We start from the raw sequence: 22,698 nt of genomic DNA, 5'->3' as shown, positions 1-22,698 counted from the left end.
CGGTGCGGGGCCCTCGCGCATCGGCGCGTCAGACCGTGGTGACGACCTGGTCGTACTCCAGGCGCGGCGCACGCGGGAACCAGGCCTCGTCGCCCGGCTTGCCGATGTTGACCACGGCCAGCACCGAGTGCTCGCCGTCGGTGAAGAACTCCTTGTTGATGCCCTCGGCGTCGAAGCCGGTCATCGGGCCGGCGGCCAGGCCGGCGGCGCGCACGCCGATGATGAAGTAGGCGGCCTGCAGGGCGCCGTTCAGGCGGGCGGACTGCTCGCGGACCGGGCGCTCGGCGAAGAACACGTCCTTGGCCTGCGGGAAGTGCGGGAGCTGGGTCGGCAGCTCCTCGTGGAACTCGTTGTCTGCGGCCAGGACGGCGACCAGCGGGGCGGTCGAGGTCTTGGACTTGTTGCCGTCGGCCATGTGCCGGACGAGGCGCTCGCGGCCCTCGGCCGAGCGGACCAGGACGACGCGCAGCGGCTGCCCGTTGAAGGCGGTCGGACCGTACTTGACCAGGTCGTGGATGGCCTGGACCTGCTCCTCGGAGACCGGCTCGTCGGTGAAGGTGTTCGCGGTGCGGGCGTCGCGGAACAGCAGGTCCTGAGCGGCGGCGTCGAGTACCAGGGCGTCGGTGGTCATGCTTCTGCACCTCATGCGGGAGGGGGTTCGTCGGGGTGACCGGCTGCGGCCGATCACTCCATCCAACATAGGTGAATATTCAACGATTCCCCAAGTGGATGTGACCCGCGTCACTCCCGGCGGTCCTCCTCACCGGTCGCCCGGGGCCCCGTCCTCCTCGGCGGCCAGCGCGGCGTCCAGCCGGGCGCGGGCGCCGTCCAGCCACCGCTGGCACACCTTGGCCAGCTGCTCGCCGCGCTCCCACAGGGCCAGCGACTCCTCCAGCGACGTCCCGCCGTTCTCCAGCTGCCGGACGACCTCCAGCAGCGCGTCCCGGGCGTGCTCGTAGCCCAGCGCGTCGTCCGGGTTCGGCGCCGCCGCGTCCTGCTGCTCCTGCTGTCCCTGCTGCTCTGCCATGCGTGCCAGCGTAGGCGGTGGGACGGACAGCGCTACCCTTCCTCGGCCCCGGCGGCCTCGGCCGCAACGACGTTCAAACCGCCGCCCGCCACCCGGGCGTGCAGCCCCTCACCGGGCGCGACCTGCGCCGGGTCGGTCACCACCGCGCCGTCCGCCCGCTGGAGCACCGCGTAGCCGCGCTCCAGGGTGGCCGCCGGGGAGAGCGCGACCACCCGGGCGAGGGTGTGCCCGAGGTCGCTCTGGGCGTGGTCCAGCCGGTGCCGCAGGGTGCGTCGGGCCCGCTCCAGCAGGCCCTCCACCTCCTGGCCGCGCCCGTCCAGCATCCGGTGCGGGGCGGCCAGCGACGGGCGGCTGCGCAGCCCGTCCAGCCCGTGCTGCTCGCGTTCGACCCGGGCCAGCACGTGCCGCCGGGCGCGGTCGCGCAGCTGGCGGACCTTGGCCAGCTCCTCGCCGACGTCCGGAACCACCCGTTTGGCGGCATCGGTCGGGGTGGAGGCGCGCAGGTCGGCGACGAAGTCCAGCAGCGGCTGGTCCGGCTCGTGCCCGATCGCGCTGACCACCGGTGTCCGGGCGGCCGCGACCAGCCGCACCAGCCCCTCGTCCGAGAACGGCAGCAGGTCCTCCACGCTGCCGCCGCCGCGGGCCACGATGATCACGTCGACCTCGGGGTGCTCGTCCAGCTCCCGCACCGCCGCGCTCACCCGCTCCACCGCGCTGACCCCCTGCACCGGGACGTTGCGGACCTCGAAGCGGACGGCCGGCCAGCGCCGCCGGGCGTTCTCCAGCACGTCCCGCTCGGCCGCCGAGCCGCGCCCGGTGACCAGCCCGACGCACTGCGGCAGGAACGGCAGCGGCTTCTTGCGCTCGGCCGCGAACAGCCCCTCCCCGGCGAGCCGCCGCTTCAGCTGCTCCAGCCGGGCCAGCAGCTCGCCCAGCCCGACCGGCCGGATCTCCGAGGCGCGCAGCGACAGCTGCCCGCGCGCCGCGTACCACTCCGGCTTGGCGTGCACGACGACCCGGGCGCCCTCCTGCACGACGTCCGCGACCTGGTCGAACACCGAGCGGAAGCAGGTCACGGTGAGTGACACGTCCGCCTGCGGGTCGCGCAGGGTGAGGAACACCACGCCCGCCCCGGGCCGGCGGCTGAGCTGGGTGATCTGCCCCTCCACCCACACCGCGCCGAGCCGGTCGATCCAGCCGCCGATCAGCGCGGAGACCTTGCCGACCGGGAGCGGGGTTTCGGGGGAGCTGGTGTTGGCCATGCGTACGAGGCTAGCGGCGTCCGCCGACAGGTCCCGGGGAACCCTGGACGCCCAGCACCACCAGGCCGGCCGCCAGCCAGATCAGTCCGACGAGCTGCGCGGTGGTCGAGGCTTCGTAGACCACCGCGCCGATCACCGCGATCCCGAGCAGCGGGACGACCAGGTGGCGCAGCCGGTCCCGCGAGCCGTGCCGCACCGTGTACCAGCCGATCACCGAGGCGTGCAGCAGCGCGAAGGCGGTCAGCGCGCCCATGTTCACCACGGAGGTCAGCTGGTCCAGCCCGTCGTCCCGGTTCGCCGCCCAGACCGCCGCCGCCATGGTGATCACGGCGGCCGCCAGCAGTGCCCGGCGCGGCACCGCGCTGGTCGGGTCGACCGAGCCGAGGACGCGCGGCAGCCGTCCCTCCCGGGCCATCGCGAAGACCAGCCGTCCGGCCGCGGCCTGCCCGGCCAGGGCCGCGAAGGCCGCGCCGATCGCCTTGCTGCTCGCCACCAGCACGTGCAGCCAGTGCCCGATGCCGCTCTCCACGGTGTCGTAGAAGGCCGAGCCCTGCGCCGCCGGGTCGGCGGCCAGCTGCTGGGGGCCCATCGGCTCCAGCACCGCCGCCAGGTAGGTCTGCGCGACGAACAGCACCCCGGCCAGTGCCAGGCACCAGAGCACCGCGCGGGCCACTGCCGCCGAGGCGCCGACCGCCTCCTCGACGAAGGTCGCGATCGCGTCGAAGCCCAGGTAGGAGAGCACCGCGACGGACACCGCCGAGATCACGGCCGTCAGCGAGAAGCCGCCGACGGCTGTGAACGGGGTGTCCCAGCCGCGCCGGGCGCCGTCCTGGACCAGTGCCACCACGGCCGCCGCCATGAACACCAGCAGCACCACGATCTCCATCGCGAGCACCGCGAAGCCGACCACCGCCGCCGTCCGCACCCCGACCAGGTTGAGCGCGGTGGTCACCACGACCGCGATCGCCGTCCACAGCCAGCGCGAGACGCCCGGCACCAGCGAGTGCAGCGCGATCCCGGAGAACAGGTAGGCCACCGCCGGGATCAGCAGGTAGTCGAGCATCGCCATCCACCCGGCGATGAACCCCGGCCCCTCGCCCAGCCCGGCCCGCGCGTAGGCGAACACCGAGCCGGTCTGCGGCACCGCGCGCACCATCTGGGCGTACGAGAAGGCGGTGAAGCCCATCGCCACCGTCGCGGCCAGGTAGACCGTGGCGACGGCCCCGTGGCTCTTGGCGTCCAGCACGCCGAACACGCCGACCGGGGCCATCGGGGCGATGAACAGCAGTCCGTAGACCATCAGATCGCGGACGCCCAGGCTGCGGCGCAGACCGCTTGGCGTCGCCTGATCGCTCACAGAGCTCATAAACACCACATTTGATCACTTATGAGCGGGTCGGTATGGAAAATGCCCGCCGTCGGCGCGGCTCGCGGCCGCGGCAGGCGCCGCCCGCGGCCGCCCGTACGATGGAGCCATGTCCAACACCGCGCAGCGCCGTGTCCTGCTCGCCGCCCCCCGGGGCTACTGCGCGGGTGTCGACCGCGCCGTGATCGCCGTGGAGAAGGCCCTGGAGCAGTACGGGGCGCCCATCTACGTTCGCAAGCAGATCGTCCACAACAAGTACGTGGTGCAGACCCTGGAGAAGAAGGGCGCGATCTTCGTCGACGAGACGGAGGAGGTGCCCGAGGGCTCGATCGTGGTCTTCTCGGCGCACGGCGTCGCCCCGTCCGTCCACGACGAGGCGCGGGCCGGCAAGCTCGCCACCGTCGACGCCACCTGCCCGCTGGTCACCAAGGTGCACAAGGAGGCCGTGCGCTTCGCCGACGAGGGCTTCGACATCCTGCTGGTGGGCCACGAGGGCCACGAGGAGGTCATCGGCACCATGGGCGAGGCCCCGGACCGGATCCACCTGGTGGACGGCGCCGAGGACGTCGCCAACGTGCAGGTCCGGGACGAGTCCCGGGTCGTCTGGCTGTCCCAGACCACCCTGTCGGTGGACGAGACCATGGCCACCGTCGGCGAGCTGAAGAAGCGCTTCCCGGCACTGGTCAGCCCGCCCAGCGACGACATCTGCTACGCGACCCAGAACCGCCAGGTCGCGGTCAAGCAGATGGCCCCCGAGACCGACCTGCTGATCGTGGTCGGCTCCAAGAACTCCTCCAACTCGGTCCGCCTGGTCGAGGTCGGCCTGGAGTACGGCGCCAAGGCCGCCCACCTGGTGGACTTCGCCGAGGAGATCCGGGAGGAGTGGCTGGAGGGCGTCGGCACCGTCGGCCTGACCAGCGGCGCCTCGGTCCCGGAGATCCTGGTCGAGGGCGTGCTCGAGTACCTGGCCGCGCGCGGTTACGACACGGTGGAGACGGTCAAGACCGCCGAGGAGCACCTGATCTTCTCGCTGCCCAAGGAACTGCGCCGTGACCTGCGCGCCGAGGCGGCCGGCAAGCTCTGACCACTCCGGAAGGGCCGGTACCCCCGCGCGGGGGTACCGGCCCTTCCGTCGTGTGGCCTTGCGTCGTGTGGCTTCCTGTCGTGTGGTTCTGCTGTGCGGGCGCGGGTGCCCTCTCGTAGTTTTGTTCACAGGCTGTGGACAAGCGGGTCCGCGGCCACGGCGGAGGGCGGACGTGATGACGGCGGTATTCGGCGTGGACATCGGCGGCTCGGGCATCAAGGGCGCACCGGTCGACCTCGCCCGGGGTGTGCTCGCCGCGGAGCGGCACAAGGTGCTCACCCCGCAGCCGTCCGCCCCCGAGGCCGTGGTCGCCGCCGTGTGCGAGGTGGTCCGCGCCTTCGACCACCGGGGCCCGGTCGGGCTGACCTTCCCCGGCGTGGTGGTCGGCGGCCGGACCAGGACCGCGGCCAATGTGGACAAGGGCTGGATCGGCGTGGACGCCGAGGGCCTGTTCCGCGAGGCGCTGGACCTGCCGACCACCGTCCTCAACGACGCGGACGCGGCCGGGCTCGCCGAGCTGACGCACGGCGCGGGCCGGGAGCAGCCGGGGGTCGTCCTGGTCCTCACCTTCGGCACCGGCATCGGCAGCGCGCTCTTCGTGGACGGCGCGCTGGTGCCCAACACCGAGCTGGGCCACCTGGAACTGCGCGGCAAGGACGCCGAGCGCCGGGCCTCCTCGGCCGCCAAGGAGCGGCACGGGCTGGACTGGGAGCAGTGGGCCGGGCGGGTCGACGAGTACCTGGACCTGGTGGAGATGCTGTTCTCGCCGCAGCTGATCGTGATCGGCGGCGGGGTGAGCCGCAAGCACGAGAAGTTCCTGCCGCTACTGAGGGACCGCGAGGCGCGGGTGGTGCCGGCCGAGCTGCGCAACGACGCGGGCATCGTCGGCGCCGCCATGGCGGCCGCCCGGGCGGCGGGCTGAGGCCCGCTCCCGGTGCTCCCCGCCGTGACTCAGCGGGAGCGGTGGATCCGGCGCTGGGCGACGAAGCGGGCGAGCACGATCAGCGCGGCGAGCCCAGTGCCGGAGAAGAGCCAGCCGGCCCGCAGGGCGAGCCCGGTCGCCAGCGAGACCACCTGGGCGGTGACGCCCGAGGAGCCGACCGGCGCGAGCAGCAGCAGCGCCAGGGCGAAGGCGATCGGCCCGCTGATCGGCGCGGCCAGCAGGTCGACGTAGCGGACCCGGACGGCCAGCTGGAAGCAGACCACCAGGTAGCCGAGGCCGAACAGCCAGTTCAGGTCGTCGAAGAGCAGCCGGTCCAGGCCCGCCACCGCGAGCGTGGCCAGGACGGCGACCACGCCGGCGCCGATGGCCGTCAGTCGGGTCGGCCGACCGGTCCGGCGCCGCCCGTACAGCTGCTCGTTGCCGCGCCCGCGCAGCGGCAGGCGCAGCCGCGGGGCGGCCGGGCGGGCGGGTCCGGCCGAGCCGGCCACCGGGCGCAGGCGGGAGGCGGGGGCGGACCCGGCGGTCTCGGGAGCCCGGCCTGGACCGGGGACGGCGGCTGCGGCCGCGCCGTTCGGCGGACGGCGTCTGGGCCCTGGCGGCTGGGTTCGAATGCTCTGCTCCACCTGTCCAACGTACGGTCCGATCATCGCCACACTGTGTAATGGACCGTTCAGGGCTTGTCCCGTGTCTCCGGGTGGCGTAGTCATGTGATCGTCGCTCAAGTGGGCTGATCTGCCCGGCCGAGTCGACACGGCATGTTCGTCAGGTGATGACACGGGGGCTCCGCATGACCGATTTCACGTTCGAACGACTCGACCACGTCCAGCTCGACATCCCGGCCGGAGCCGAGGACGAGTGCCGCGCGTTCTGGTCCGGCGTGCTCGGCATGGCCGAGCTGGAGAAGCCCCCGGTGCTGGCCGCCCGCGGCGGCTGCTGGTTCCGCGGCGGCGGGGTCGAGGTGCACCTGGGTGTGACCCCGGACTTCCGTCCGTCCCGCAAGGGGCACCCCGGCATCCTGGTGGGTTCGCTGGACGCGCTGGCCGAGCGCCTCACCGCGCACGGCCACGAGGTGCTCTGGGACGACAACCTGCCCGGCCACCGGCGCTTCCACGCCGCCGACAACCTGGGCAACCGGCTGGAGTTCCTGGAGCCCCGGGCGGCGGCGACCGAGGCGTGAGGCAGCGCGGGCGCTGCCCGTAGACTTGGGGGTCGGCCCGTACGGTGCCGACCCAACTCCTCCAAGCCCCCGGGACTGCGCTTCATGTCGCTCACGATCGGAATCGTCGGTCTGCCGAACGTCGGCAAGTCGACCCTGTTCAACGCCCTGACCAAGAACGACGTGCTGGCGGCCAACTACCCGTTCGCCACCATCGAGCCGAACGTCGGCGTGGTCGGCGTCCCGGACGCGCGGCTGGCCAAGCTCGCCGAGATCTTCGGCTCGCAGCGCATCCTTCCGGCCACCGTCGACTTCGTCGACATCGCCGGCATCGTGCGTGGTGCCAGCGAGGGCGAGGGCCTGGGCAACAAGTTCCTCGCCAACATCCGTGAGTCGGACGCGATCTGCCAGGTCGTGCGCGCCTTCACCGACCCGGACGTGGTGCACGTGGACGGCAAGGTGTCGCCCAAGGACGACATCGAGACCATCCACACCGAGCTGATCCTGGCCGACCTCCAGACCGTCGAGAAGGTCCTGCCGCGGCTGCAGAAGGAGGCGCGCCTCAAGAAGGACACCGCCCCGGTGCTGGCCGCCGCCGAGGCCGCGCAGGCGGTCCTGGAGACCGGCAAGACGCTCTTCGAGGCCGGCTTCGACACCACCCCGATCCGCGAGCTGCACCTGCTGACCGCCAAGCCCTTCCTCTACGTCTTCAACGTGGACGAGGACGAGCTGGCCGACGAGGACTTCAAGAACGCCCAGCGCGAGCTGGTCGCCCCGGCCGAGGCGATCTTCCTGAGCGCCAAGATCGAGTCCGAGCTGATCGAGCTCGACGACGCCGAGGCCCTGGAGCTCCTCCAGTCGATGGGCCAGGAGGAGCCCGGTCTGGCCACCCTCGCCCGGGTCGGCTTCGACACCCTCGGCCTGCAGACCTACCTGACGGCCGGCCCCAAGGAGACTCGGGCCTGGACCATCAAGAAGGGCGCCACCGCCCCCGAGGCCGCCGGTGTCATCCACACCGACTTCCAGAAGGGCTTCATCAAGGCCGAGGTGATCTCCTTCGCCGACCTGGTCGAGACCGGCTCCATCGCCGAGGCCCGCTCCAAGGGCAAGGCCCGCATCGAGGGCAAGGACTACGTCATGCAGGACGGCGACGTGGTGGAGTTCCGCTTCAACGTGTGATCATGCCGCTACTGCATGTCACCTGACTTGGCGGGTGGGCAGGCCGGAGAGGGTCGGACTCCGTGGAGTCCGACCCTCTCCTCATTTCAGCCGAGCAGGTGGGCGTTGACCGCGCGGGCGTCCTCGGCCAGCTCCGGCAGCTCGACCACCTCGACCCCGGCCGCCTCCAGCAGGGCGGTGCCCTGGCAGTCGGTGACGAACAGGTCCGGCTCGCGCCAGGCGACCACGACCCGGGGCACGCCCGCCGCGATGAGCAGCCGGGCGCACGGTACCGGCCGCGAGGCGCGCTGCCCGCAGGGCTCCAGCGAGCTGTAGACGGTCGCCCCGCGCAGCCGGGGGTCGCCGGCCGGGAGTTTGGCCAGGGCGGCCTCCTCGGCGTGGTCGTGGGCGTCCGCCTCCCGGCTGTAGCCCTCCGCCAGCACCCGGCCGTCGGCGCCGACGATCACCGCGCCGACCGAGAAGGCCGTCTCGGACGGCGGGCACTGGCGGGAGAGTTCGACGGCCCGGCGCAGGTGGTCGAGGTCGGTGGTCGCGGGGCGGTTCACGGCGCGGGCTCCTTCGGGGCGTACCTGAGCAGGACGACGTCGCCCACGGTACGTGCCTCCAGCAGGCGCATCCGCCGGGCCGGGCCGCCCGGGAAGGCGGCCGGGCGGACGAACCTGGGCGCCTCGGCCTGGCCGACCAGCAGCGGGGCGACGGCCAGCTGCAGCTCGTCCGCGAAGCCCCCGGCCAGGAACTGGGTGTGCACGCCCCCACCGCCCTCGACCATCAGCCGGCGCACTCCGCGCGCGCCCAGGTCGTCCAGCACCGCGCCGAGGTCCACCGCGCCGCCGAGCGCGACCACCTCGGCCAGCCCGTCCAGCCGGGGGCGCAGCGCCGCCGCCCCGGCGTCCGTGGTGTAGGCGAGCTTGGTGCCGCCGGTGTGCCAGAACCGCAGACCGGCGTCGAGGTCGCCGCTCGCGCTGAGGGTCACCTTCAGCGGGTACTCGGGCCGGCCCGCGGCCAGTCGGGCGGCCCGGCGGCCGGGGTCGTTGACCAGCAGGCGCGGGTTGTCGGCGCGCAGGGTGTTGCCGCCGACCAGGATCGCGTCGGCGGCGGCGCGCTCCTCGTCCACCCGGTCGAAGTCCGCGGCGTTGGAGAGCAGCAGCCGGTCGGGGGAGGCGTCGTCGAGGTGGCCGTCGAGCGAGACGGCGGCGCTCAGCAGGACGAAGGGGCGCTGGCCGGGCATGGGCGGGAACCGTTCTGTCGGGGGCGCCTCCACGGTACGGCGGGCGGGTGCGGCCGGGATGCCGCATGGTCGACATGTGAGACGGATCTTCTCGACATGCGGGACGCGGAGTAGCGTCGAGGACGTCGAGGAGAACGGAAAGCCGACCACACCCCAGGGGGATCCCATGTCCGGACCGCAGCCCTCCGCCGTCTACACCCACGGCCACCAGGAGGCGGTGCTGCGCTCGCACCGCTCCCGTACCGCCGCCGACTCGGCCGCCTACCTGCTGCCCGAACTGCGCCCCGGGCAGGCCCTGTTGGACATCGGCTGCGGGCCCGGCACGATCACCGCCGACCTGGCCGAGCTGGTCGGCCCGGACGGCCGGGTGGTGGCCGTGGACACCTCCGCCGAGGTGCTGGAGCAGGCCGCCGCGTACGTGGCCGGGCGCGGGCTGTCCAATGTCGTCTTCGAACGCGCCGACGTGCACCGACTGCCCTACCGGGACGGCGAGTTCGACGTGGTGCACGCCCACCAGGTGCTGCAGCACGTGGCCGACCCGGTGGCCGCGCTGCGCGAGATGCGGCGGGTGGCGGCCCCCGGCGGCGTGGTCGCGGCCCGGGACGTCGACTACGCCTCGATGACCTGGTTCCCCGAGGTGCCGGCGCTGGACCGGTGGCTGGAGCTGTACCGGCGGACCGCCCGTGCCAACGGCGGCGAGCCGGACGCCGGCCGGCGGCTGCTGTCCTGGGCCCGCGCGGCCGGCTTCGCGGAGGTCACCGCGAGCGCCACCACCTGGACGTACGCGACGCCCGAGCAGCGCGCCTGGTGGGGCGGGATGTGGGCGGACCGGGTGACCGGCACCGCGCTGGGCCGGACGGTGGTCGAGCGGGGCTACGCGGAGCAGGGCGAACCGGAGCGGATCGCGGCCGGCTGGCGGGAGTGGAGCGCCGCCGGGGACGGCTGGTTCTCGATGCTGCACGGCGAGGTCCTGGCCCGCGGCTGAGCGGCCGGACGGGGCCCCGGCCGGGGCGGGCGGGCGTTCGAAAAGATCGGGTAAAGTCGCGCGACCGTTCACATCCGGCCCGTTCGGGTCCGAGCCATGGTGCCGAACGCCGAGCCGATGCCCGCCCCGGCGGGTTGGGGGAGTCCACGTGTCCAAGCCTCAGTCCGAGCTGCCCGCCCCGGAGACGGAGCCGCCCGCGCGGACCGGGGCGGACGCGGGGGCGGACACCGGCGAGGCCGGGGCGGCGCCGGCGACGGGCCAGGATCCCCGGGTGGACTTCCGCAAGGAGGCCGACGAGCCCGCGGCCACCACTCCGGCCGACGCCGAGCCCGAGCCGGTGGCGGCACCCGAGCCGGTCCCGGCCGCACCCGCCGCACCCGCCCCCGTGTCCTCCGCCGACCCCTGGGCCGTGCCTGATTTCTCCGCCGTGCCCGCCGCGCCCGCCGTCACGCCCCCGCAGGCCGGGCCCCTGCCGTCGGCCGCCCCGCCCCAGCCGCCGCACCCGCTGCCCGCCGGAGGCTGGGCCTCCGTCACGCCCTCCGCCCAGTCCGGCTTCCGGCCCGGCCTGCAGCCCGGCCACCCGTCCCCGCAGCTCCCCGGCCCCGGGCACCCGTACCCGCAGTTTCCTGGCCCCGCCGCCACCAACGGCTTCGCGGTCGGCTCCCTGGTGACCGGCCTGGTCCTGGTGGCGCCGCTGGCCCTGGTGTTCGGCATCGTGGCGCTGGTCCAGATCAACCGCCGCAAGGAGCGCGGCTTCGGCATGGCGGTGACCGGGGTGGTGCTCGGCGCGATCGGCACGGTGCTGCTCTCGCTGCTGCTGGGCGCGGGGGACTTCAGCGGGGCGAACGGCGGCCGGTTCGCCCAGGCCCCGAAGGCCCCGGCCGGCTCCGTCCACTGGTCCGCCCTCAAGGCCGGCGACTGCTACAGCTCCCCCGACGGGGGATCGGTGGCCGAGGGCGACGGCGACGAGACGGTGTACTGGGTGCGCCGGGTGGCCTGCTCCGACCCGCACCACGGCGAGGTGGCCGGCACCGCCAAGTTCCCCGCGAGCAACGGCCCCTACCCGGGCGAGAGCGAGGTCCGGGAGTCGGCCGCCACGCTGTGCCGCAAGGTGCTGGACGACTACGCGCTCGACCAGTGGGCCGTCCCGGCCGGCATGGACGACGTCTACCTCTACCCGACCGCGAGCAACTGGGCGTCCGGCGAGCGGTACGCGACCTGCGCGTTCGAGGACCGCCACGACCAGCACCGGGGCACCGTCCGCACCGACCGGCGCAGCCTGACCGCGCCTCAGCTGGCCTATCTGGAGGCGCTCCGGGGCTTCAACGACGCCTACCTGGACCAGCCGAAGAAGGACGTCTCCGACGCCGAGGCCGACTACCGGAGCTGGGCCCGCACGATGGCCGCCGCCTCCCGCGCCGAGGCCGCCGCGCTCGGCGCGCCGACGACGGACTGGCCGGCCGACGTCCGGCCGAAGATCGCCAAGCTGGTCGAGGCCCAGTCGCAGGCGGCCGCGGCCTGGGACACCGCGGCCTCCGGCAACGACCCGGAGGGTGACATCCGCCGGGCCAGGGCGCTGGTGGCCAAGACGGTGCCGGTGTCCGTGGACATCCGCCGCACGCTGGGCCTGTCCACCGGCGAGCAGGTGCCCGACCTGCGGGTCTGAGCCGCTGGGGTGCGGTTACCGGCCGTTAACAACGCCCGTACCTGCCGGTAGCGAACCGCGCGTAGCGTCGCGGGTGTGCCCCCGGCCCGACCCCCACGCGAGCCGGGGGCACGACGGCGTCCGCCGTGACCGCCTCCGGGGTCGGACCCGGGGGCCTGACGCTCGGCGAAGCGCCGGATACCCTCCCGCCATGGGCACCTATCGGGTGATGCGGCAGGACGACAACGGCAACCGCTTCGTGGTCGCCGGGGACCTGGACCGCGCCGAGGCGCAGCGGCTGGCCGCCGAGTTCGAGGCCCGCGGCCACAAGCAGCTGTACTGGGTCGAGGCGCTTGGAGCGACGGAAGCGGCCGAGGCGGCGGAGTCGGCCGAGAGCGGGAACGGCGGACCCCGGAACGCCTGAGGCCGTAGGGTCGGGGCCATGGACGCCACGCACGCCACCCACCCCGCGGGCCCGGCCGACCTCCCTGCCGCGCCCCGGATCGTGGTCGGCGGCGCGCTGGTCCACGACGGCCGGGTGCTCGCGGCCCGGCGCAGAGCGCCCGAGGCGGTGGCCGGGCGGTGGGAGTTCCCCGGCGGGAAGGCCGAGCCCGGCGAGACGGAGGCGCAGGCGCTGGAGCGCGAGCTGCTGGAGGAGCTCGGGGTCCGGGCGCGCGCGCTGTCCCGGCTGCCCGGCGCGTGGGCCGTGCGCCCCGGCCTGGAGTTGCGCTTCTGGGCCGCCGAGCTGCTGGCCGGTGAGCCGCGCGCGCTGCAGGACCACGACGCGCTGCGCTGGTTGGGCCCGGACGAGTTGGACGCGGTCGACTGGATCGACCACGACCGGGACGTGCTGCCGTACGTCGCCCGGCTGCTCACCGGCCCGGGAGCGGCGGGCGACGCGCAGTCCGCCGGGTAGGTCAATCGGACAAGACGACCCAGCGACCGGGATAGCCTGGGTTGTGCTGGGTATGTCACTTTTCGGCACCATTCGTCACCATCGGTGAGCCGCCCCCAGCCGGCGACGCCGATCCCGACCAGAGCCGGAGGCCCCCTCGGTGTCGAGTACCGGGAACGGCGGCGGGGGAGAGCGGCGGGCAGCAACCGCGGGCAGCGCCGCCGCGCGCGCCCGACTGCGCCGCGCCGCCCGTCCGACCGCCCCCCAGCCGTCGGCCGGCCGACGCCGCGGTACCGTCGCCGCCCCGGACACCGAGCGGCCCGCCCAGCCCGCGCCGACCCTGGCCCTCCCCGAACCGGGCGACCGGTCCGGCCTGCGCAGCCGCCCCGGCCGGCCGTTCCCCGGCGGGCCGGCTGACGCCCCGAACGGCCCCGGCGCCCCGGCCGAGGGCAGCCTGCTCGACATGCTCAAGGTCGCCATCGCGATCCTCGACACGGCGGGCCGGGTGGTGCTCTGGAGCCCCGCCGCCGAGGAACTGCTCGGCTGGCCGAACGAGCTGCTGGTCGGCCGGCGGATCGACGAGCTGATCCCCGACCAGGACCAGGTCGTCCGGATCCGGGCCGCGATCCAGGACACCCTGCGGCACGGCCGCTGGGCCGGCTACGCGGAGCTGCGCGACCGCGACGGCGAGCCGGTCGCCGTGGACACCCGGATCTCCCTCCTGGTGGACGGCGACGGCTCCCCCTTCCTGCAGGTCAGCATGGCCGAGTCGGCGGCCGTACGGGCTGTCGAGCGCGATCTCGCGGTCCGTGACGCGCTGTTCGAGCAGTCCCCGCTGGGCATCGCCATCCTGGACACCGACCTGCGCTACACCGCCGTCAACCAGACCCTCGCCGAGATGAACGGCGTGGCCCTGGAGGACCACGTCGGCCGCACCACCGGTGAGACCCTGCCCGAGCGGGCCGCCGACGAGATCACCGCCATCCAGCGCCAGGTGCTGGCCACCGGCGAGCCGGTCATCGACGTCACCCTCGCCTCCCCGGTCACCACCCGGGCCGGCTACCGCTCGATCTCCTACAGCCGGATGACCGACCGCTCCGGCCGGGTGCTCGGCATCTCCGGCACCGTGATGGACGTGACCGAGCGCTACCGGGCGGTCGCCAAGGTCGAGCACGCCCGCCGCCGGCTCTCGCTGCTCAACGAGTTCGGCTCCCGGGTCGGCGACCTGCTGGACGCCTCCCGGATCGCCCAGGAGCTGGCCGGCTCGGTCGTTCCCCGGCTCACCGACCACTCGGCGGTGATCCTGCTCCAGGCCGTCGCGCACGGTGACGACCTGCCCCGGCACGGCCACGACCGGCGCACCTCGCTCCTCCAGCTCGGCACCGCCTCCGTCCAGGACGGCCCCGAGGTCGACGTGATGCTGCGCCGCGGCGCCCGGATCACCTTCGCCGAGGACTCCGCCTGCGGCCGGGTGCTGCGCACCGGCGTGCCCGAACTGCTCTCCGGCGCCGACCAGCTGGACGACGTCACCTACCCCGGCGACCCGAAGATGCAGGCCGGCCGGGACCTCGGTGTGCACTCGATGCTGGTCGTCCCGCTGCGCGCCCGCGGCATCGTGATCGGCCTGCTGCTGGTCAGCCGGGCCGGCTACCGCGAGGGCTTCGACCGGGACGACCTGGCCTTCACCGTCGAACTCGCCGACCGGGCCGGCAGCTCGCTCGACAACGCCCGCCTCTACGCCCGCGAGCGCACCGCCGCGCTCACCCTCCAGCGCACCCTGCTCCCGCAGCAGGTCCCGCAGCCCACCGGCGTCGAGGTCGCCTACCGGTACGTGCCCGGCAGCAGCGGCACCGAGGTCGGCGGTGACTGGTTCGACGTCATCCCGCTGCCCGGCGACCGCACCGCGCTGGTGGTCGGCGACGTGATGGGCCACGGACTGCGGGCCGCCGCCACCATGGGCCGACTGCGCACCGCCGTCCGGGTGCTGGCCGCCCTCGACCTGCCGCCGGACGTCCTGCTGCGGCACGTCCACGAACTGGCCGACGACCTCGCCCAGGGCCCGGACGAGGCGCTGCTCGCCACCTGCGTCTACGCGGTCTTCGACCCGGCGACGGCCCGGCTGACCGTCGCCAAGGCCGGGCACATCCCACCGGTGCTGGTGGTGCCGGGTCAGGAGAGCGATGAGCCGACCCGTACCGGCGGCCCGCTGCCCGGCGGCGCCGGCCGGATCCTCGACCTGCCCTCCGGCGCCCCGCTCGGGGTGGGCGGAGTCCCGTTCGAATCGGTCGAACTGAAGATCCCCGAGGGCAGCCTGCTCGCGCTGTGCACCGACGGCCTGGTCGAGTCCCGGGACAAGGACCTGGACGTCGGCCTCGGCCGACTGGTCACCGTCCTCCAGGAGCCGCACGCCTCCATCCAGGCCGCCTGCGAGGCGGTGCTCGACACCATGGAGCAGGGCCGCGAGCCGGACGACGTCGCGCTGCTGCTGGCCAGGCTGGGGCACGGCCAGGCCGGCACCCCGACGGCCGGCTGGACGCTGCCGGCCGAGCCCACCGCCGTCTCCCGGGCCCGCCGGCTGGTCCGCGCCACGCTCACCGAGTGGGGCGTCGAGGCGCTCACCGACACCGCCGAGCTGCTGGTCAGCGAGCTGGTCACGAACGCCGTCCGGTACGCCAGCGCCCCCATCGGGGTACGGCTGACGCTCGGCGAGACGCTGCTGGTCGAGATCTCCGACCCGCTGCCCGACCCGCCCCGGGAGCGGCACGCGGCCGAGGCCGACGAGGGCGGCCGGGGCCTGGAGCTGGTCCGCCGGCTGGCGCTGCGCTGGGGCGCCCGGGCCGAGGGCATCGGCAAGGTGGTCTGGTTCGAGCAGGCGCTGCCGGGTAATGAGCTCGACGAGTCGTGACTCGACGACCGCCGGACGAAACGCCAGGAGAGCGGTGCCGCATATGCCATCGGGGGGCCTGGGGGAGCGCGCGCCCCGGCAGGGGGCGCGAGCGTGGCATTGTGGTGGCGCGGGCGGTAGGACAAAAACCTTCGCCCGATCTGATGTTGTGATGTTGAGGGCGTGTGAACGTACCCCTCGATGATGAATACTCGGTCTTCTCGACATCCGGACGGTCGCGGGTTGGAGGGGTCGGTCCGTTGAACAGCACTCCGGCGCGGAACGCGCCGAGCAGCAGCGGTCATGCCGCTGTACCCGGGCAGGCCGGCTCGTTGCACCTGCCCGTACCGGCGGCCCCGCCGGAGGGTGAGATCGCGAGCCGCGGCGCCCACCCCGTCGCCGAGGCCCAACCATGGGGCGTCGGCGACCCTGGCTCGATCTACGACTACATCCGGGTCGCGACCTTCGCGATCGGCCCGGACGGGCGGATCAGCCAGTGGAGCGAACGCGCCGCCGAGTTCTTCGGCGTCCCGGCCGCCGATGCCGTCGGCGCCGACCCGATCGCCACCTTCGTCCCCCGCGAGCTCTGGCAGCGCGGCCGCACCCGGCTGGAGCGCACCCTGGCCGGCGAGGAGTGGGTCGGCACCACCCCCTACCGGGACGCCGACGGCGGCGAGGGCCTCGCCGAGCTCTACCTGATGCCCGACAGCGCCCTGCCCACCGCGGGCGCCACCTGCCTGGCCGTCGACCTCGGACGGCTACGCCGGATCGAGACCGACCTCGCCGCCTCCGAGGCCGTCTTCGGACAGACCCCCACCGGCTTCGTGCTGTTCGACGGCCGGCTGCGCCTGCAGCGGGTCAACGACTCCTTCGCCTCCGGCATGGGCCTGGTCCCCACCGACCTCGAGGGACTCACCCCGCACGACCTCTTCCCGCCGTCCGAGGCCGACCGGCTCAGCGCCGCCCTGCGCAAGGTCCTCGCCACCGGCGAGCCCGTCTTCGACCTGCGCTTCCACGGTGCCGTCCCGACCCGCGAGGGCAACCGGCTCTGGGCCGTCTCCCTGTACCGCCTCAACGGCGCCGCCGGGCAGCCGATGGGCGTGGCCGGGCAGGTCTCCGACGTCACCAGCCGGCACGTCGCCGAGCGCGAGGCCGACGGCGTGCGCCGCAACCTCGCCCTGCTCAACGAGGCCAGCGCGCACATCGGCTCCACGCTCGACCTGGAGACCACCGCCAAGGAACTGCTGGACGTCGTCGTCCCGCCGTTCTGCGACCTCGCCACCGTCGACCTCTACACCGCGCTGCTCTCCGGCGAGACCGTCCCCAGCGCCGGCCGGCTCGGCGACACCGTGCTCACCGACGGCAGCGGCGAACTGCGCCGGGTCGCCGTCTCCAGCGTCGTCGGCGGCGCCTCCTCGGTGCTCGGCTCGGTCACCGGCCTGCCCATCGCCGAGGCCGGCGGCACCCTCTGTTACCCGCGCCGCTCCCCGCACGCCCGGGCGCTGCGCACCGGCCGCAGCGTCGTCCCCGAGCCCGGCCCCGACCCGCTGATGCGCTCCACCCTGATCGTCCCGCTGGTCGCCCGCGACCAGGTGCTCGGCCTCGTCCAGCTCTCCCGGGCGATCGGCAGCGAGCCCTTCGACGCCCGCGACGTCGCGATCGCCGAAGAGCTCGTCGCCCGCGCCGCCGTCTGCATCGACAACGCCCGGCTCTACCGCCGCGAGCACGAGCGGGCGCTGATCCTCCAGCGCAGCCTGCTGCCCCCGGGCAACCCGGCCGCCAGCGGCCTGGAGATCGCCTGCCGCTACCTGCCCAGCAACAACAACACCGAGGTCGGCGGCGACTGGTTCGACGTCATCCCGCTGCCCGGCAACCGCACCGCGCTGGTCATCGGCGACGTGATGGGCCGCGGCCTGCGCGCCGCCGTCGCCATGGGCCAGCTGCGCACCGCCGTCCGCACCCTGGCCATGCTCGACCTGGAGCCGGGCGAGGTGCTCACCGCCCTCGACGAGATCGCCCGCGGCCTCGGTGACGACTCCGTGCCGGCCGGACCGCCCACCCCGTACGGGCGGCTCACCTCGACCGCCGACGAGGAGGCCCGCGAGGTCTACCTGGCGACCTGCGTCTACGCGGTCTTCGACGCCGTCAGTCGGCGCTGCTGGATCGCCAACGCCGGCCACCTGCCGCCGGTGCTGCTCAGCCCCGGCGAGGGCGCCCGGATGCTCGACGTGCCGCCCGGACTGCCGCTCGGCGTCGGCGGCGAGCCCTTCGAGGAAGTCGAGTTCGAACTCCTGGACGGCTCCGTCCTCGGCCTGTACACCGACGGCCTGGTGGAGAGCCGCAAGCACCAGCTGGACGAGGGCCTGCGCGCCTTCCGTACGGCGCTCTCCGCCGAGGGCAAGGGCCTGGAGGACCTCTGCGACCACGTGCTCGGCGAGCTCAACCCGCACCACGGCGAGGACGACATCGCCCTGCTGATGGCCAAGGTGCACGCGTTCCCCGAGGACGCCGTCGGCAACTGGTACCTGCCGCCCGAGCCCACCTCCGTCGCCAAGGCCCGCGAGCTGGCCTGCAGCTGGCTGCTGGCCCGGGGACTGGACGAGCTGGTCGACACCACCGAGCTGCTGGTCAGCGAGCTGGTCACCAACGCGCTCAAGCACGGGCGCGGTGAGATCCGGCTGCGGCTGCTGCGCGAGCGCGGCCTGGTCTGCGAGGTCTGGGACGACGGCTACGCCCAGCCCCGGCAGCGGCGCGCCCAGGAGACCGACGAGGGCGGGCGCGGCCTGCAGCTGGTCAGCCTGCTGGCCGAGCGCTGGGGCAGCCGGCGCACGCCGAAGGGCAAGATCGTCTGGTTCGAGCTGGCGCTGTAGCCGCCCCGGGAGTCGACCGGGCCGGCCGGGCCGCGGGGTCGGCCGCACCTGTCGGGCCGTACCGGTCGGGCCGTAAGGATTGGGCCGTAAGGGTGCAGTCGCCCCCGGCCCGCCGTGTCGGTGCGGGCCGGGCCGGGCGGGCGGCGTTCGATGGCCGCCATGCGCGTCCGCCAGCTCACCGCCGCAGCCGCCGCGCTGCTGCTCGCCGCCGGTCTCGGCGGCTGCTCCGACGACCCCGCCCCCACCCGCACCCCGGCCCCCGCGCCGTCCTCGGCCGATCCCACCGCCACCACCGGGGACGTCCGGCCCGCCGACCGCTCCGCCGTCCGGGACGGCGGCACGCTGCGCTGGGCGGTGGACGGCGTCCCGGCCACGCTGAACGTCTACCAGGGCGCGGCGACCGCCGACTCGGCGCTGCTCGCCCACGCGCTGTACCCCTCGCTGTTCCGCCCCGACGGGCACGGCCGGCTCGAACCCGACCCGGACTACCTGACGAGCGCGGAGTCCACGCCGCCCGGGCAGCAGCCGCAGGTGGTCACCTACCGGCTCAACCCGCACGCCGTCTGGAGCGACGGCACCCCGCTGTCGGCCGCCGACCTCGCCGCCCAGCGGGCCGCCCTCTCCGGCCTCAACCCCGCCTACCGGGGCGGGCACCCGGCCGGGTACGACGCCGTCGACTCGGTCGCCCGGGGCACCGACCCGTACGAGGTGCGGGTCACCTTCCGGCGGCCGTACGCCGAGTGGCGTTCGCTGTTCGGGCCGCTCTACCCGGCGGCCGAGACGGGCACGCCGGACGCCTTCAACCGGGCGCTGACCGGTGGCGGCCACCCGAGCGCCGGGCCGTACACCGTCTCCCGGTACGACGCCGAGGGCGGGCAGGTCACCGTGACGCGCAACCCGCTCTGGTGGGGGGACGCGCCGAAGGCCGACCGGATCGACTTCCTCGCCGCCCCGCCCGAGCAGCGGCTGGACGCGCTCGACCAGGACCGGCTGGACATCGCCCCGCTCACCGCGGCGGTGGACCGGGCGGTGCCGGCGCCCACCGGGTCCACCCCGGCGGCGGCTCCGCCCGCCGCGGCACCCGAGGCGGCGGCGACGGCGCTGCGGCGCGCCGAGTCGCTGCCCGGCGTCACCGTGCACCGGGCGGCCGCCGCCTCGCTCACCCAGCTCACCGTCAACGCCGCCCGCGGTCCGCTCACCGACCCGGCCGTGCGCCGCGCCCTCGGCCGCGCCGTCGACCGGCGGCGGATCGCCGACGCCGCGCTCACCCCGCTCGGCCTGCCCGCCGCGCCGCTCGGCAGCCACCTGCTCGCCGCAGACCAGGAGGGCTACCGCGACAACAGTGCGGCGGCCGGCCCGGCGGACGCGGCCCGGCTGCTGGACGGGGCGGGCTGGAAACGGCCCGCCGGCCGGGGCACCCGGACCAAGGGCGGCAAGGAGCTCGCCCTCACGCTGCTCGTCCCGGCCGGCTCGGCCACCGCCAGGCGCACCGCCGACGCGCTCACCGCCGACCTCGCGGAGTCCGGGATCGCCCTGAAGCCGGTGACGGTGCCCGCCGAGACCTTCGTCCGGGACCGTCTGGCCGCCGGGGACTACGACCTCGCGCTCTTCTCCTGGCCGGCCGGCCCCAGTCCGGCGAGCGAGCAGCGCCCCGCCTACGCCAAACCCCGGCCCGATCCCGACGGCGCGCTCGACCCAGGCACCAACTACGGCCGCAGCGGCACCGAGGAGATCGACCGGCTGTTCGACCGGGCCTCGGCCGAACTGGACCCGACGGCCCGGCTGGACCTGCTGCAGGAGGCGGACGTACGGATCTGGCAGCTCGGGCACTCGGTGCCGCTGTACCAGCGCCCCGAGCTGGTCGGCGTCCGGGAGGGCGTGGCGGGCGCGGGAGCCTTCGGCTTCGGCTGGCCGCGCTTCCAGGACGTGGGGTGGACCGGGTCCCGTAGGGCTGCCGGAGGGTGAACAGTGTGTGACCCAGCTGTGATCTTGGTCCCGCCCGACCTGCTCGTTTCCGCCCATCTGGGCGCTTCCCCGTACGATAGGAGGAAGCCGAGGCATGTCCATTGCCCGGCGGGTGGACCGGTAGTAGCAGGCGGAACGGGCGGCGGCGATCGATAGGGATCGCAAGTGCGCGTCACGCAGCCGGGCGCCGCAACCCACGATTCCGGGAGAATCAGCAAGGCATGCCCACGCGCAACGACATCCGTAACGTCGCCATCGTCGCCCACGTCGACCACGGCAAGACCACCCTGGTCGACGCCATGCTGAAGCAGGCCGGCGCCTTCGCCGCCCACCAGCAGCTCGACGACCGCATGATGGACTCGAACGACCTGGAGCGCGAGAAGGGCATCACCATTCTCGCGAAGAACACCGCCGTCAAGTACCACCCCAAGGAGGGTGGCGCGCCGGTCACGATCAACATCATCGACACCCCGGGCCACGCCGACTTCGGTGGCGAGGTCGAGCGCGGCCTGTCGATGGTCGACGCGGTCGTGCTGCTGGTCGACGCCTCCGAGGGTCCGCTGCCGCAGACCCGCTTCGTGCTGCGCAAGGCGCTGACGGCCAAGCTGCCGGTCATCCTGTGCATCAACAAGACCGACCGTGCGGACTCCCGGATCGACGAGGTCATCAACGAGACCTACGACCTCTTCCTGGACCTCGACGCCACCGAGGAGCAGATCGAGTTCCCGATCGTCTACGCCTGTGCGCGTGACGGCGTCGCCTCGATGACCAAGCCGGAGGACGGCACCGTGCCGGCCGACAGCGACTCGCTGGAGCCGTTCTTCTCCACCATCCTGGCGCACGTCCCGGCCCCGACCTACGACGAGGGCGCACCGCTCCAGGCGCACGTCACCAACCTGGACGCCGACAACTTCCTCGGCCGTATCGCGCTCTGCCGTGTCGAGCAGGGAGAGCTGCGCAAGGGCCAGCAGGTCGCGTGGATGAAGCGGGACGGCTCGGTCCAGCAGGTCAAGATCACCGAGCTGCTGATGACCGAGGCGCTCACCCGCAAGCCGGCCGAGGTGGCCGGCCCCGGCGACATCTGCGCCGTCGCGGGTATCCCGGACATCATGATCGGTGAGACCCTGGCCGACCTGGAGAACCCGGTCGCGCTGCCGCTCATCACGGTGGACGAGCCGGCCATCTCGATGGTCATCGGCACCAACACCTCGCCGCTGGTGGGCAAGGGCGGCAAGGGCCACAAGGTCACCGCCCGCATGGTGAAGGACCGCCTGGACCGCGAGCTGATCGGTAACGTCTCGCTGCGCGTGCTGCCGACCGAGCGTCCGGACGCCTGGGAGGTCCAGGGCCGTGGCGAGCTGGCGCTGGCCATCCTGGTCGAGACCATGCGCCGGGAGCTGTTCGAGCTGACCGTCGGCAAGCCGCAGGTCGTCACCAAGGTCATCAACGGCAAGGTGCACGAGCCGGTCGAGCGGATGACCATCGACAGCCCCGAGGAGTACCTCGGCGCCATCACCCAGCTGATGGCGACCCGCAAGGGCCGCATGGAGACCATGACGAACCACGGCTCCGGCTGGGTCCGCATGGAGTTCATCGTCCCGTCGCGTGGCCTGATCGGCTTCCGGACCCAGTTCCTGACGGACACCCGTGGCACGGGTATCGCGCACAGCATCTTCGAGGGCCACGAGCCGTGGTTCGGCGAGCTGCGGATGCGCAACAACGGTTCGCTGGTGGCGGACCGCGCGGGCGTCGTGACGCCGTTCGCGATGATGGGCATCCAGGAGCGCGGCACGCTGTTCGTCGAGCCCACCACCGAGGTGTACGAGGGCATGATCGTCGGCGAGAACTCGCGCCAGGACGACATGGACATCAACATCACCAAGGAGAAGAAGCTCACCAACATGCGTGCGGCCTCCTCCGACACCACGGAGAACCTGGTCCCGCCGCGCAAGCTCTCGCTGGAGCAGTCGCTGGAGTTCTGCCGCGAGGACGAGTGCATCGAGGTGACCCCGGAGACGGTTCGCATCCGTAAGGTCGTCCTGGACCAGAAGGACCGCGGACGCACTGCCTCGCGTGCCAAGAAGGCGTGATCCGGACGCACTGAACGGCCATTGGCCGGAATGATTCGCCCCCCTTTCCATTGGAGAGGGGGGCGAACTTTTTCAACTACTCCAAGTTGCCGGGGCCGCTATTAACCGAATAACGCTCA

Annotated in this window: 17 protein-coding genes and 1 pseudogene; 12 read left to right on the top strand and 6 right to left on the bottom strand. The window is 73.8% G+C overall.

Annotated elements, in window-relative coordinates:
• Window positions 1-28: 28 nt before the first annotated feature.
• The 4 genes from ACZ52R_RS07390 to ACZ52R_RS07375 all read right to left on the bottom strand — a co-directional run bounded on the left by ACZ52R_RS07390 (window position 29) and on the right by ACZ52R_RS07375 (window position 3,655).
• A complete protein-coding gene (locus ACZ52R_RS07390) occupies window positions 29-631 on the bottom strand; it encodes a malonic semialdehyde reductase (protein ID WP_465753066.1) in 603 nt (200 codons plus the stop codon).
• Window positions 632-760: 129 nt separating this feature from the next.
• Window positions 761-1,027, bottom strand: a complete 267-nt coding sequence (locus tag ACZ52R_RS07385; RefSeq protein ID WP_360506561.1) for an exodeoxyribonuclease VII small subunit — start codon at window positions 1,025-1,027, stop codon at window positions 761-763.
• 32 nt (window positions 1,028-1,059) lie between these two features.
• Entirely contained in the window at window positions 1,060-2,289 is a 1,230-nt protein-coding gene (gene xseA / locus ACZ52R_RS07380; RefSeq protein ID WP_465616807.1) for an exodeoxyribonuclease VII large subunit, read from the bottom strand.
• Window positions 2,290-2,299: 10 nt separating this feature from the next.
• The gene (locus tag ACZ52R_RS07375) at window positions 2,300-3,655 is read right to left on the bottom strand and encodes an APC family permease (protein WP_465616809.1); all 1,356 of its coding nucleotides are present in this window, start codon (window positions 3,653-3,655) and stop codon (window positions 2,300-2,302) included.
• Window positions 3,656-3,764: 109 nt separating this feature from the next.
• Between ACZ52R_RS07375 and ACZ52R_RS07370 the strand changes: the two genes are divergently transcribed.
• Both ACZ52R_RS07370 and ppgK read left to right on the top strand, forming a co-directional pair.
• Complete coding sequence (locus tag ACZ52R_RS07370) at window positions 3,765-4,739, top strand: 4-hydroxy-3-methylbut-2-enyl diphosphate reductase (RefSeq protein ID WP_360506570.1); 975 nt, start codon at window positions 3,765-3,767, stop codon at window positions 4,737-4,739.
• 175 nt (window positions 4,740-4,914) lie between these two features.
• Window positions 4,915-5,661, top strand: a complete 747-nt coding sequence (gene ppgK, locus ACZ52R_RS07365; protein WP_465616811.1) for a polyphosphate--glucose phosphotransferase — start codon at window positions 4,915-4,917, stop codon at window positions 5,659-5,661.
• Window positions 5,662-5,690: 29 nt separating this feature from the next.
• On the opposite strand, the gene ACZ52R_RS07360 is transcribed toward ppgK, so the two are convergent.
• The gene (locus tag ACZ52R_RS07360; RefSeq protein WP_465753064.1) at window positions 5,691-6,305 is read right to left on the bottom strand and encodes a DUF6542 domain-containing protein; all 615 of its coding nucleotides are present in this window, start codon (window positions 6,303-6,305) and stop codon (window positions 5,691-5,693) included.
• A gap of 164 nt (window positions 6,306-6,469) precedes the next feature.
• On the opposite strand from ACZ52R_RS07360, the gene ACZ52R_RS07355 reads away from it, so the two are divergent.
• Window positions 6,470-6,859, top strand: coding sequence for a VOC family protein (locus ACZ52R_RS07355; protein ID WP_465616813.1), 390 nt, complete (start codon window positions 6,470-6,472; stop codon window positions 6,857-6,859).
• An 84-nt stretch (window positions 6,860-6,943) separates the two neighbouring features.
• Window positions 6,944-8,017: a redox-regulated ATPase YchF gene (gene ychF, locus ACZ52R_RS07350; protein WP_465616815.1), complete on the top strand. Its 1,074-nt coding sequence runs from the start codon at window positions 6,944-6,946 to the stop codon at window positions 8,015-8,017.
• An 86-nt stretch (window positions 8,018-8,103) separates the two neighbouring features.
• Here the strand turns inward: ychF and ACZ52R_RS07345 are convergent.
• A pseudogene (locus ACZ52R_RS07345) lies at window positions 8,104-9,245 on the bottom strand (dihydrofolate reductase family protein).
• Between the two features lie 166 nt (window positions 9,246-9,411).
• Between ACZ52R_RS07345 and ACZ52R_RS07340 the strand changes: the two are divergent.
• From ACZ52R_RS07340 to typA, 8 genes are all read left to right on the top strand, one after another.
• Window positions 9,412-10,230, top strand: a complete 819-nt coding sequence (locus tag ACZ52R_RS07340; protein WP_465616817.1) for a methyltransferase domain-containing protein — start codon at window positions 9,412-9,414, stop codon at window positions 10,228-10,230.
• Between the two features lie 148 nt (window positions 10,231-10,378).
• Entirely contained in the window at window positions 10,379-11,896 is a 1,518-nt protein-coding gene (locus tag ACZ52R_RS07335) for a DUF4190 domain-containing protein (RefSeq protein WP_465661284.1), read from the top strand.
• Between the two features lie 190 nt (window positions 11,897-12,086).
• Window positions 12,087-12,299, top strand: coding sequence for an SPOR domain-containing protein (locus tag ACZ52R_RS07330; RefSeq protein WP_465616821.1), 213 nt, complete (start codon window positions 12,087-12,089; stop codon window positions 12,297-12,299).
• Between the two features lie 18 nt (window positions 12,300-12,317).
• Window positions 12,318-12,791 carry an NUDIX domain-containing protein gene (locus ACZ52R_RS07325; protein ID WP_465753062.1) on the top strand — a complete coding sequence of 158 codons (474 nt, stop codon included), beginning with the start codon at window positions 12,318-12,320 and terminating at the stop codon, window positions 12,789-12,791.
• Between the two features lie 139 nt (window positions 12,792-12,930).
• Complete coding sequence (locus tag ACZ52R_RS07320) at window positions 12,931-15,675, top strand: SpoIIE family protein phosphatase (protein ID WP_465616825.1); 2,745 nt, start codon at window positions 12,931-12,933, stop codon at window positions 15,673-15,675.
• 239 nt (window positions 15,676-15,914) lie between these two features.
• Complete coding sequence (locus tag ACZ52R_RS07315) at window positions 15,915-18,524, top strand: SpoIIE family protein phosphatase (protein WP_465753060.1); 2,610 nt, start codon at window positions 15,915-15,917, stop codon at window positions 18,522-18,524.
• Window positions 18,525-18,683: 159 nt separating this feature from the next.
• Window positions 18,684-20,489, top strand: coding sequence for an ABC transporter family substrate-binding protein (locus tag ACZ52R_RS07310; RefSeq protein WP_465753059.1), 1,806 nt, complete (start codon window positions 18,684-18,686; stop codon window positions 20,487-20,489).
• Between the two features lie 221 nt (window positions 20,490-20,710).
• Window positions 20,711-22,579, top strand: a complete 1,869-nt coding sequence (gene typA, locus ACZ52R_RS07305; protein WP_465616829.1) for a translational GTPase TypA — start codon at window positions 20,711-20,713, stop codon at window positions 22,577-22,579.
• The last annotated feature ends 119 nt before the right edge of the window (window positions 22,580-22,698 follow it).

The organism is Kitasatospora sp. NPDC034023, assembly GCF_055575795.1.
The sequence above is the reverse complement of the archived record's forward strand: the minus strand, read 5'-3'. Positions and strand labels throughout refer to the sequence as shown.

Excerpts from the sequence above, each read along its gene's own strand:
- ACZ52R_RS07390 (WP_465753066.1), bottom strand. The coding sequence starts at position 631 with ATGACCACCGACGCCCTGGTACTCGACGCCGCCGCTCAGGACCTGCTG.
- ACZ52R_RS07385 (WP_360506561.1), bottom strand. The coding sequence starts at position 1,027 with ATGGCAGAGCAGCAGGGACAGCAGGAGCAGCAGGACGCGGCGGCGCCG.
- xseA (WP_465616807.1), bottom strand. The coding sequence starts at position 2,289 with ATGGCCAACACCAGCTCCCCCGAAACCCCGCTCCCGGTCGGCAAGGTC.
- ACZ52R_RS07375 (WP_465616809.1), bottom strand. The coding sequence starts at position 3,655 with ATGAGCTCTGTGAGCGATCAGGCGACGCCAAGCGGTCTGCGCCGCAGC.
- ACZ52R_RS07370 (WP_360506570.1), top strand. The coding sequence starts at position 3,765 with ATGTCCAACACCGCGCAGCGCCGTGTCCTGCTCGCCGCCCCCCGGGGC.
- ppgK (WP_465616811.1), top strand. The coding sequence starts at position 4,915 with ATGACGGCGGTATTCGGCGTGGACATCGGCGGCTCGGGCATCAAGGGC.
- ACZ52R_RS07355 (WP_465616813.1), top strand. The coding sequence starts at position 6,470 with ATGACCGATTTCACGTTCGAACGACTCGACCACGTCCAGCTCGACATC.
- ychF (WP_465616815.1), top strand. The coding sequence starts at position 6,944 with ATGTCGCTCACGATCGGAATCGTCGGTCTGCCGAACGTCGGCAAGTCG.
- ACZ52R_RS07340 (WP_465616817.1), top strand. The coding sequence starts at position 9,412 with ATGTCCGGACCGCAGCCCTCCGCCGTCTACACCCACGGCCACCAGGAG.
- ACZ52R_RS07330 (WP_465616821.1), top strand. The coding sequence starts at position 12,087 with ATGGGCACCTATCGGGTGATGCGGCAGGACGACAACGGCAACCGCTTC.
- ACZ52R_RS07325 (WP_465753062.1), top strand. The coding sequence starts at position 12,318 with ATGGACGCCACGCACGCCACCCACCCCGCGGGCCCGGCCGACCTCCCT.
- ACZ52R_RS07310 (WP_465753059.1), top strand. The coding sequence starts at position 18,684 with ATGCGCGTCCGCCAGCTCACCGCCGCAGCCGCCGCGCTGCTGCTCGCC.
- typA (WP_465616829.1), top strand. The coding sequence starts at position 20,711 with ATGCCCACGCGCAACGACATCCGTAACGTCGCCATCGTCGCCCACGTC.